The organism is Lolliginicoccus lacisalsi, assembly GCF_014841105.1.
Taxonomy (GTDB): Bacteria; Actinomycetota; Actinomycetes; order Mycobacteriales; family Mycobacteriaceae; genus Lolliginicoccus; species Lolliginicoccus lacisalsi.
The window spans coordinates 25,379-36,500 of the sequence record NZ_JACYWE010000011.1; the positions used below are offsets into that span (position 1 = coordinate 25,379).

Here is an 11,122-nt window from a genome sequence, read left to right on the forward strand (position 1 = left end):
GACATGAACGCTCAGACAGGAACAAGCATGCAAGCCATCACCAATGTCCTCGTGGCCAACCGTGGCGAGATCGCCCGCCGCGTCTTCGCCACCTGCCGCCGCGCCGGTATCGGCACCGTAGCGGTCTTCTCCGACGCCGACGCCCAGGCCCCGCACGTGCTCGAGGCTGACGCCGCCGTGCACCTGCCCGGCAACACCCCGGGCGAGACCTACCTGCGCGCCGACAAGATCATCGAGGCGGCCAAGGCGGCGGGAGCGGACGCCATCCACCCCGGCTACGGCTTCCTCTCCGAGAACGCCGACTTCGCGCGCGCTGTCATCGACGCCGGGCTCATCTGGATCGGCCCGCCCGTCAAGGCCATCGAGCTGATGGGCTCGAAGGTCGAGTCCAAGCGCATGATGGACGACGCTGGCGTGCCCGTGCTCAAGAAGCTCGACCCCGCCACCGTCACCGAGGCAGAGCTGCCCGTGCTCATCAAGGCCTCCGCGGGCGGCGGCGGGCGCGGCATGCGCATCGTGCGCAAGCTCGCCGACCTCAACGACCAGATCGAGGCCGCGCAGCGCGAGGCCGGATCCGCCTTCGGCGATCCGACCGTGTTCTGCGAGCGCTATCTCGAGACCGGCCGCCACATCGAGGTGCAGGTCATGGCCGACCAGCACGGCGACGTGTGGTCGGTGGGGGAGCGCGAGTGCTCGATCCAGCGCCGCCACCAGAAGGTCGTCGAGGAAGCACCCTCGCCGCTTGTCGAGAAGATCGACGGCATGCGCGACCGGCTCTTCGAGGCAGCCCAGCTCGCCGCCAAGGCCATCGACTACGTCGGTGCCGGAACGGTCGAGTTCCTCGCGGACGAATCCGGCCACTTCTTCTTCCTCGAGATGAACACGCGCCTGCAGGTCGAGCACCCCGTCACCGAGAACACCACGGGTCTCGACCTCGTGCAGATGCAGCTCGACGTCGCCGCTGGCGCGCCGCTGCCCGCCGAGCAGCCGGGGATGCGCGGTCACTCCATCGAGGTGCGCCTCTACGCCGAGGACCCCGCGCAGGAATGGCAGCCGCAGTCCGGCACCGTCCATCACATCGATGTCCCTGGCACCCGCAACGCCTTCGAGGTGCTCACCGAGACCGGTGTGCGGCTGGATTCCGGTGTGGTGGACGGCTCCGTGGTCAGCGTGTTCTACGACCCGATGCTGGCGAAGGTCATCTCCTTCGCGCCCACGCGCTACCAGGCCGCGCAGGTCCTGGCAGCGGGCCTGGCCGGAATGCGGCTGCATGGCCTCGTCACCAACCGCGATCTGCTGGTGAACATCCTGCGGCACCCGGCCTTCCTCGCCGGTGATACCGATACCGCGTTCTTCGACAAGCACGGGCTCGATACCCTCTCCACGCCCATCGCGTCCACTGAGTCCGTGACCCTCTCGGCGATCGCCGCTGCCCTCGCCGATGCTGAGCTTGCCCGCGCCGGGGCAAAGGTCCAGCCGCGCATCCCGTCGGGCTGGCGAAACATGCCGTCGCAGCCGCAGCGCCGCGACTACGAGCACGGCGAGGAGACCCTCGAGGTCGCCTACCGCTTCTCCCGCAACGGAGTCCTCGTGCCCGGCCATGAGGGCATCGCCGTCGTCAGCACTTCCCCGAACGTGGTGGTCATCGACGTCGCTGGAGTGCGCCGCCGGTTCACCATCGCTCGCTACGGGACGATGCGGTGCGTCGACTCCCCGCTCGGGCATGCCACCTTCACCGCCAAGCCGCGGTTCATCGACCCGTCGGCGGCCGTGGCAGCAGGCTCGCTGCTCGCGCCCATGCCCGGCTCGGTCATCCGGGTCGCGGCGTCGGTCGGTGACACCGTCACCGCGGGCCAGCCGATCCTCTGGCTCGAGGCCATGAAGATGGAGCACACCATCGCTGCCCCGGTCGATGGCGTGGTCACCGAGCTCAATGTCCAAGCAGGCCAGCAAGTCGACGTCGGCACCATCCTGGCCGTCGTCAGCGACGAAACCCCCGAAAGCGAGTAGAACAATGTCGTTCATCGAGACCGAGGAGCAGAAAGAGCTCCGCAAGGCCGTCTCCGAGCTCGGCCACAAGTACGGCTGGACGTACCTGCTGGAGAAGGCAAAGAACGGCGAGAAGACCACCGAGCTGTGGGAGGAAGCGGGCAAGCTCGGCTTCCTCGGCGTGAACCTGCCCGAGGAGTACGGCGGCGGCGGGGCTGGCATGTACGAGCTGTCCCTCGTCCTCGAGGAGCTCTCCGCGGCCGGTGCTGGCCTGCTCATGATGGTCGTCTCCCCGGCGATCTGCGGCACCATCATCAGCCGGTACGGCACCGACGAGCAGAAGCAGACGTGGCTGCCCGGGATCGCCGACGGCTCGATCACCATGGCGTTCGGCATCACCGAGCCCGACGCCGGATCGAACTCGCACAACATCATCACCACTGCCCGCCGAGATGGCGACGAGTGGATCCTCAATGGCCGCAAGACCTACATCTCGGGCGTCGACCAGGCGCAGGCCGTGCTGATCGTCTCGCGCATGGCGGACTCGAAGACCGGCAAGCTCAAGCCGGCGCTGTTCATCGTCCCCACCGATGCACCGAACTTCGAGTACCAGGCCATCGAGATGGGCATGCGCAGCCCCGAGAAGCAGTTCACGCTGTTCATCGATGACGTGCGGTTGCCCGCCGACGCGCTCGTCGGCTCCGAGGACGCGGCCCTGATGCAGCTGTTCGCCGGCCTGAACCCCGAGCGGATCATGGCTTCTGCCATGGCCATCGGAACCGCCCGGTACGCCCTCGACAAGGCAACGGCATACGCCAAGGAGCGCCAGGTCTTCAAGACCCCTATCGGCGCGCACCAGGCTATCGCGCACCCCCTCGCGCAGTGCTACGTCGAGATCGAGCTGGCCAAGCTCGCGATGCAGAAGGCCGCGTTCCTCTACGACAGCGGTGACGACTGGGGCGCCGCCACGGCAGCGAACATGGCCAAGTACGCCGCCGGCGAGGCGGGCGTGAAAACCGTCGACCAGGCCGTGCACACCCACGGTGGCAACGGCCTCGCCGTCGAGTATGGGCTCGTGGATCTCCTCGCTGCCTCGCGCCTGATGCGCATCGCGCCGGTCAGCCGCGAGATGATCCTCAACTTCATCGCCCAGGCCAACCTCGGCCTGCCCAAGTCCTACTAGGCACACGACCAAGGGGGCGGGCGGCGCATCATGTGCTGGCCGCCCCCTTGCTTCACCTCCCGAAGGAGAACACGCATGAGCGACACCCAGCTCGTCACCTACTCGATCGACGGCGGCGTGGCGACCATCACGCTCGACTCGCCGCACAACCGCAATGCCCTATCCACCAAGCTCGTCCAGCAGCTCCAGGACCATCTCGATGCCGCGGCCGCCGATGACGCCGTGCGCGCGATCGTCCTCACCCATACCGGCGGGACGTTCTGCGCCGGAGCGGACCTCTCGGAGGCAGCCTCCACCGACGGGCAGCCGCTCGACCCGCAGGAAGTGGCGAAGCTGCGCACCAGCCAGATGCGCGACCTCCTGCGCTCGATCGTGGCCCACCCCAAGCCCATCCTCGGGCAGATCGACGGCCACGTCCGCGCCGGCGGCATGGGCCTCGTCGGGGCCTGCGACTTCGTCCTGGCCGGCCCGGCGTGCACGTTCGCGCTCACCGAGGCCAAGCTCGGCCTCGCCCCCTCGATCATCTCGCTGACGCTGCTGCCGAAGCTGACCGCGCGGGCAGCCTCGCGCTACTTCCTCACTGGCGAGAAGTTCGGGCCCGAGGTCGCCGAGCAGATCGGGCTCGTCACCATCGCGGCCGAGGACCCCGCGGCCGTGGCTCGGGAGCTGTGCGCCGAGTTGCTCAAGGCCTCGCCGCAGGGCCTCGCCGAGACCAAGTCGCTCACCACGGATGTGGTGCTCGCGGGATTCGAGGAGCGGGGCGACGCGCTCGCGGCGATGTCCGCGCGCCTGTTTGCCTCCGAGGAAGCTCGCGAAGGCATGATCGCGTTCCTGCAGCGGCGGCCCCCCCGGTGGGCCGAGCCCACTGTACGGTCTACCGAGTGACCATCCGCGAGCCCCAGCAGGAGCGCAGCCGCGCGACGCACCAGCGCCTGCTCGAAGCGACCATCGAGTGCCTTGCCGAGCGTGGCTGGGCTGGCACCACGGTAGGTGTCGTCGCGCAGCGGGCTGGAGTGTCGCGCGGCGCGATCCAGCACCATTTCCCTACCCGCGAGGACCTCATCACCTCGGCGCTCGAGCACATGTTCGACCGCCGCATGCACGAGGTGCGCATCGCTGCGGAAGGGCTACCGCGCGGCGAGGGCCGTGTCGAGTCGATCGTGGTGCGGCTCGTCGACTACTTCACCGGTGAGGTGTTCAAGGCAGCGCTGCAGGTATGGACGGCCGCCGCGGCCGACCCGGTCCTGCGGGAGCGGATCGTGCCGCTCGAGCTGAAGTTCGGGCGCACGGTCCACGCCGTCGCGATCGAGCTGCTCGAGGCCGATGACACCGACCCGACCACGCATCGCTTGGTGCAGGCCACCCTGGACATGGGGCGGGGCCTCGGACTGGCAGATGTGCTCACCGATGACTCGCGGCGCCGCTCCGAGATCGTCAAGGCGTGGGCCGCGCACCTCGCCCAGGCTCTCGCCCCCGCGCGGCCCGGTACCGCTCCTGCGGACACGCTCCCGCGGCGCGAGTAGCATGCGAAGGCGTGGACGCTAGGTCAGTGGGAGGGGCGCGCGGGATGCTCGCCGTCGGCGTGGCTGCCGTCGCGTTCCTGGCCACGGCATGCTCGCCAGGCGGGACCGGGGATGGCGCCCCCACGGCCACTAGCGACGCGGAGGGCACCGTCCTGCGCGAGGCAGGCTTGTTCTTCGGCGAGTGCGGCGGAGTGTCCACCGAGGATCTCATGGCGCTCACGGGAATCCGCGGCGTGCGCCTGCAGGAGCGCAACTCGGTGGGCTGCCGCTGGGAGGGGGGCTTCTTCGGCCCGTACGCCTCGTTCTCCTGGTACCGGGGCAGCCCGATCGGGCGCGAGCGCGCCGTCGTCGAGCTATCCGGCCGCGGTGTCCGCGATGTCTCCGTCGCTGGGCCATCGGGGGAGCTCACGGGGTTCGCCGGCTGGGGCCGCTTCATCTGCGAGGTCTCCATCCAGTCCAACTCCGACTTCTTCGTCTGGTCCGTGGTCTTCGCGGAGGAGCTCTCCGATGACGAGATGTGCCGGCGCGTGCTCGCGCTCGCGGAAGCGACGGTGAACCGTGCGGAGCCATGATCGACGACGACTAGCCCGCGGCACGAGGCCCCTGGCGGTAGCCACGATGGCCGCTGCGGCCCTGCTTCTCGGGATCGCGGGATGCGGCCAGGACGAGCCAGCCCCCGCTCCTGGCGAGGACCGGGCATCCTCGCCCGGGGGCACCGACAACGAGGAGTTCCGCAACCTCCTCGATGAGTGCCTCGTGGTGTCACCCGAGCAGATCGTGGAGGTTTTCGACGCCCAGGCGCTCGACAACACGTTCTACGGGGCGATCTGTCGCTTCACCATCATTGGCGCGGCCGTTCCCACCAGCGTGACGCTGGCATGGTTCGAGAACAGCTCGCTGTGGCATGAGCGCCGCGCCACCGAGCGCCTCGGCTACGACATCGAGAACACCACCGTTGCGGGGCAGGGCGGGTTCACCGTGCGGATACCCGGGGACGCAGCCGCGTGCGGGGTGGCCACCCGCGCGGGGGAGGGCGGAACCCTCATCTGGTGGGTGCATCCGCAATCGCGCTCGGGAGGCGACGGCTGCGCGGCCGCGATGGAGCTCGCTGAGCTGACCGTGCGCACCCACTTCTAGCTCGCTCCCGGGCGCGGCCCGGGCCGGTGGCGCGCGGTTGGCCATCCGCGCGATCGCGGGCCATAATCATGGTGCGCGCGCCCGCTGGTCCGGCGGCCTTTGGCCAGTGCTGCCGTGGTTTTGACCTCGATAGCATGTTGGATGTATTGTTGCCGGTCGTGCCCGATGCATCCGGGTGTAGCACAATCCTGAGCCTGGCGGACTAGCCGTGCCGAGCTCCTGCGTGATCAACGAAGGCAGCATCGAGATCGCCTTTTTATGATGTCCTCGCAGCTCAGGAGAGTGACACTCCCGACCTCGGGGTAGCGGGACCGGGCCTTGCGGCCTGGTTCGCCCGGAAAGAATTACAACGTTCCCGCTCTTGACCATGAGAGTTAGAAGCACCAGAGGAAAGCCGGTCTATGCCCACCATTCAGCAGCTGGTCCGTAAGGGGCGCCGCGACAAGGTCGCCAAGACCAAGACCGCGGCCCTGAAGGGAAGCCCCCAGCGTCGAGGTGTGTGCACGCGTGTGTACACCACCACCCCAAAGAAGCCGAACTCAGCGCTGCGAAAGGTGGCTCGTGTTCGCCTGACCAGCCAGATCGAGGTCACGGCCTACATCCCCGGTGAGGGGCACAACCTTCAGGAGCACTCGATGGTGCTCGTGCGTGGCGGTCGTGTGAAGGACCTTCCGGGTGTCCGTTACAAGATCATTCGTGGTTCGCTCGATACCCAGGGCGTGAAGAACCGCAAGCAAGCGCGCAGCCGCTACGGCGCCAAGAAGGAGAAGAGCTAATGCCTCGCAAGGGCCCAGCCCCGAAGCGTCCCCTGGTCGCGGACCCGGTCTACGGTTCCCCCCTGGTCACGCAGTTGGTGAACAAGGTGCTCCTCGATGGGAAGAAGTCCATCGCGGAGAGCATTGTCTACGAAGCGCTGGAGCTCGCCCGGGAGCGCACCGGTACCGATCCGGTCATCACCCTGAAGCGCGCGCTCGACAACGTCCGCCCCGCCCTTGAGGTGCGCAGCCGCCGCGTCGGTGGCGCCACCTACCAGGTGCCGGTGGATGTCCGCCCCGCCCGCGCCACCACGCTGGCCATGCGCTGGCTGGTCACGTTCTCCCGCGCCCGTCGCGAGAAGACCATGGTCGAGCGCCTGGCGAACGAGATCCTGGATGCCAGCAATGGCCTGGGAGCTGCTGTCAAGCGTCGCGAGGATACGCACAAGATGGCTGACGCTAACAAGGCATTCGCGCACTACCGTTGGTGATTGGCCGCGGGCACCACATGCATTGAGCGAGGTGCCCGCAACAGTCCTGTCCTGACTGGCTAGAGTAGCCAAGACAGGGTGATGAGCTTCTAGTCGGTGGCCGCAGTGCCGGCCGACGAGGTTTCCGCACAAGACGACACGAGACGAGCGGGGAAGATTCCAGTGGCACTTGACGTGCTGACCGACCTGAACCGGGTCCGCAACATCGGCATCATGGCGCACATCGACGCCGGTAAGACCACCACCACCGAGCGGATTCTGTTCTACACCGGCATCAACTACAAGATCGGTGAGACGCATGAGGGCGCGTCGACGATGGACTGGATGGCGCAGGAGCAGGAGCGGGGTATCACCATTACCTCGGCAGCCACGACCTGCTACTGGAACGACAACCAGATCAACATCATCGACACTCCTGGCCACGTTGACTTCACGGTGGAGGTCGAGCGCTCCCTGCGCGTGCTCGACGGCGCCGTGGCTGTCTTCGATGGCAAGGAGGGCGTCGAGCCGCAGTCCGAGCAGGTGTGGCGCCAGGCCGACAAGTACGACGTGCCGCGTATCTGCTTCGTCAACAAGATGGACAAGCTCGGTGCTGATTTCTACTACACCGTGCAGACCATCAAGGACCGCCTCGGTGCCAAGCCGCTGGTCCTCCAGCTCCCGATCGGCGCGGAGAACGAGTTCTCCGGAATCGTCGATCTCGTTGAGCAGCGGGCCATCGTCTGGCATGACAAGGACGCTGACGGCAACGACACCAAGGGCCAGGTGTTCGAGGTCATCGACATCCCCGAGGATCTCGTCGAGAAGGCCGAGCAGTACCGCCAGGAGCTCATCGAGGCTGTTGCCGAGGCGAACGAGGAGCTTCTCGAGAAGTTCTTCGGCGGCGAGGAGCTGACCATTGCAGAGATCAAGGGCGCGATCCGCGAGCTGACCATCAACGGCGACGCCTACCCGGTCCTGTGCGGGTCCGCGTTCAAGAACAAGGGCGTTCAGCCCATGCTCGACGCGGTCATCGACTTCCTGCCGTCGCCCCTGGACGTGCCGTCCATCGAGGGCCACCCGCCCGGTGACGAGGAGAGCGTCCTCGAGCGCAAGCCCAACACGGACGAACCTTTCGCCGGCCTCGCGTTCAAGGTCGCGTCGCACCCGTTCTTCGGCAAGCTCACCTACGTCCGCGTCTACTCGGGCAAGCTCGATTCGGGCGCCCCGGTGCTCAACTCGACGAAGGGCAAGAAGGAGCGCGTCGGCAAGCTGTTCCAGATGCACGCGAACAAGGAGAACCCTGTTCCGAGCGCCTCGGTCGGCCACATCTACGCGTTCATCGGCCTGAAGGACACCACCACGGGCGACACCCTGTGCGATGCGGCTGCGCCGATCATCCTGGAGTCGATGTCGTTCCCCGATCCCGTGATCGAGGTGGCCATCGAGCCGAAGACCAAGTCCGACCAGGAAAAGCTGAGCACCGCGATCCAGAAGCTCGCCGAGGAAGACCCGACATTCAAGGTCCACCTCGACGACGAGACCGGCCAGACCGTCATCGGCGGCATGGGCGAGCTCCACCTCGACATCCTTGTCGATCGCATGAAGCGAGAGTTCAAGGTCGAGGCGAACGTCGGCAAGCCCCAGGTCGCGTACCGCGAGACCATTCGCGGTACTGTGGAGAAGCACGAGTTCACCCACAAGAAGCAGACCGGTGGATCCGGACAGTTCGCGCGCGTCATCATCAAGCTCGAGCCGTACCACGGCGAAGAGGGCGAGCACTACGCGTTCGTCAGCGCTGTCACCGGTGGGCGTGTGCCGAGGGAGTACATCCCCTCGGTGGACGCCGGAGCCCAGGACGCCATGCAGTACGGCGTACTGGCTGGCTATCCGTTGACCGACATCAAGGTCACGCTCCTCGACGGTGCGTACCACGAGGTCGACTCCTCGGAAATGGCCTTCAAGATCGCCGGTTCCCAGGCCTTCAAGGAAGCTGCCCGCAAGGCGCAGCCGGTGATCCTCGAGCCGCTCATGGCGGTCGAGGTCATCACTCCTGAGGACTACATGGGTGATGTCATCGGTGACCTGAACTCCCGACGTGGCCAGATCCAGGCCATGGAGGAGCGCAGCGGCGCACGTGTCGTCAAGGCACTCGTTCCGCTGTCGGAGATGTTCGGCTACGTCGGCGACCTCCGGTCGAAGACTCAAGGCCGGGCGAACTACTCGATGGTGTTCAACTCCTACGCCGAGGTTCCCTCGAACGTGGCGAAGGAGATCATCGCGAAAGCCACCGGCGAGTAATTCACTCACCGCCGACCATAGGTAGTATCTCCGGGTAGCTTCCTAGGAGCCGCTTCTCTGGGAGTCGGCATACCACCTCGTTAGAACAACCGCACTGCTGCAAATCGCAAGCACCAATCAGTCCAGGAGGCCATAAAGTGGCGAAGGCGAAGTTCGAGCGGACCAAGCCGCACGTCAACATCGGCACCATCGGTCACGTTGACCACGGCAAGACCACGCTCACCGCTGCTATCACCAAGGTTCTTCACGATACCTTCCCCGAACTCAACAAGAGCTTCGCGTTCGATGAGATCGACAAGGCTCCTGAAGAGAAGCAGCGCGGAATCACCATCAACATCTCGCACGTCGAGTACCAGACGGAGAAGCGTCACTACGCTCACGTCGACGCACCCGGCCACGCCGATTACATCAAGAACATGATCACCGGCGCAGCGCAGATGGATGGTGCAATCCTCGTGGTTGCCGCGACCGACGGCCCGATGCCGCAGACCCGTGAGCACGTGCTGCTCGCCCGTCAGGTTGGCGTTCCGTACATCCTTGTCGCACTGAACAAGGCCGACATGGTCGACGACGAGGAGATCCTCGAGCTCGTCGAGATGGAGGTGCGCGAGCTCCTCTCCTCGCAGGAGTTCGACGGCGACAACGCTCCCGTTGTCCAGGTTTCCGCGCTCAAGGCGCTCGAGGGCGATCCCGAGTGGGCCAAGAAGATCGTGGAGCTCATGGAGGCGGTCGACGCTTCCATCCCCGATCCCGAGCGTGACACGGACAAGCCGTTCCTCATGCCCGTCGAGGACGTCTTCACCATCACCGGCCGCGGCACCGTGGTCACCGGCCGCATCGAGCGTGGCAAGGTCAACGTGAACGAGGAAGTCGAGATCGTCGGCATCCGCGAGAAGTCCACGAAGACCACCGTCACCGGCATCGAGATGTTCCGCAAGCTGCTTGACTACGGCGCGGCTGGCGACAACGTCGGCCTGCTCCTCCGTGGCATCAAGCGCGAGGACGTCGAGCGTGGCCAGGTTGTTGTGAAGCCGGGCTCCACCACCCCGCCCACCGAGTTCGAGGGCCAGGCCTACATCCTGTCCAAGGACGAGGGCGGACGGCACACCCCGTTCTTCAACAACTACCGTCCTCAGTTCTACTTCCGCACCACGGACGTCACCGGTGTGGTAACCCTGCCTGAGGGCACCGAGATGGTCATGCCCGGTGACAACACCGACATGTCCGTCAAGCTCATCCAGCCCGTCGCCATGGACGAGGGCCTTCGCTTCGCGATCCGCGAGGGTGGCCGTACCGTCGGTGCAGGCCGCGTCACCAAGATCGTCAAGTGATCTGACGCTGCTGCACAGGCGCGTTGCCTGTAGCTAGTACTCGAATCGCCTGCCCGCATCCGCGGGCAGGCGATTCGCCTTTTCCGGTACGGGCGTCCGCATGGTTCTTGGGGGTAGCGTGAGAGGAATTTCTCACGTGAGCAACAACACTCGGGCCACCCGATCGGGGGCGTTCCGATCGGTTGGCCAGCAGCGACTGCCCGTGCTTATGCGCCGGTCGGGGAGCGCGGACGGGCCCGATGGTTGCATGTTTCCTGGCTGTTGCGGGGCAACCCAACCCGCCATGCCACTACTATGACGAAGTGATTCCCTGACCAAAGGCAGGCCAAGTGGCGTAACAATGAGTGCGACAAGACGATGAGTATGCAGGGGGAGCCGAGATCCGCGCCGTACCGCGCATCGCCTCGATGCCAGGTAGGCCAGCACGGATCCT

10 protein-coding genes are annotated in these 11,122 nt (G+C 66.3%); all 10 read left to right on the forward strand.

Features of this window, described 5'->3' with window-relative positions; genetic code table 11:
• Window positions 1–3 precede the first annotated feature (3 nt).
• The 10 genes from HT102_RS15190 to tuf all read left to right on the forward strand — a co-directional run bounded on the left by HT102_RS15190 (window position 4) and on the right by tuf (window position 10,689).
• A complete protein-coding gene (locus HT102_RS15190; RefSeq protein ID WP_225443765.1) occupies window positions 4–2,010 on the forward strand; it encodes an acetyl/propionyl/methylcrotonyl-CoA carboxylase subunit alpha in 2,007 nt (668 codons plus the stop codon).
• 4 nt (window positions 2,011–2,014) lie between these two features.
• Window positions 2,015–3,172, forward strand: a complete 1,158-nt coding sequence (locus tag HT102_RS15195) for an acyl-CoA dehydrogenase family protein (protein ID WP_192040298.1) — start codon at window positions 2,015–2,017, stop codon at window positions 3,170–3,172.
• 75 nt (window positions 3,173–3,247) lie between these two features.
• Window positions 3,248–4,057: an enoyl-CoA hydratase family protein gene (locus HT102_RS15200; RefSeq protein ID WP_192040299.1), complete on the forward strand. Its 810-nt coding sequence runs from the start codon at window positions 3,248–3,250 to the stop codon at window positions 4,055–4,057.
• Between the two features lie 2 nt (window positions 4,058–4,059).
• Window positions 4,060–4,695, forward strand: a complete 636-nt coding sequence (locus tag HT102_RS15205) for a TetR/AcrR family transcriptional regulator (RefSeq protein WP_192040310.1) — start codon at window positions 4,060–4,062, stop codon at window positions 4,693–4,695.
• Between the two features lie 11 nt (window positions 4,696–4,706).
• On the forward strand, window positions 4,707–5,267 hold the full coding sequence (locus HT102_RS15210) for a DUF3558 domain-containing protein (protein WP_192040300.1): 561 nt from the start codon (window positions 4,707–4,709) through the stop codon (window positions 5,265–5,267).
• Between the two features lie 46 nt (window positions 5,268–5,313).
• The gene (locus HT102_RS15215) at window positions 5,314–5,832 is read left to right on the forward strand and encodes a DUF3558 domain-containing protein (RefSeq protein ID WP_192040301.1); all 519 of its coding nucleotides are present in this window, start codon (window positions 5,314–5,316) and stop codon (window positions 5,830–5,832) included.
• Window positions 5,833–6,233: 401 nt separating this feature from the next.
• Window positions 6,234–6,608, forward strand: coding sequence for a 30S ribosomal protein S12 (gene rpsL / locus HT102_RS15220; RefSeq protein WP_149360542.1), 375 nt, complete (start codon window positions 6,234–6,236; stop codon window positions 6,606–6,608).
• Complete coding sequence (rpsG, locus tag HT102_RS15225; RefSeq protein WP_192040302.1) at window positions 6,608–7,078, forward strand: 30S ribosomal protein S7; 471 nt, start codon at window positions 6,608–6,610, stop codon at window positions 7,076–7,078. Before rpsL ends, rpsG begins: the two co-directional genes overlap by 1 nt.
• Before the next feature lie 162 nt (window positions 7,079–7,240).
• Window positions 7,241–9,358 (forward strand): elongation factor G, encoded by a 2,118-nt coding sequence (gene fusA / locus HT102_RS15230; protein WP_192040303.1) that lies wholly within the window; start codon window positions 7,241–7,243, stop codon window positions 9,356–9,358.
• 137 nt (window positions 9,359–9,495) lie between these two features.
• Window positions 9,496–10,689, forward strand: coding sequence for an elongation factor Tu (gene tuf, locus HT102_RS15235; protein ID WP_192040304.1), 1,194 nt, complete (start codon window positions 9,496–9,498; stop codon window positions 10,687–10,689).
• Window positions 10,690–11,122 lie beyond the last annotated feature (433 nt).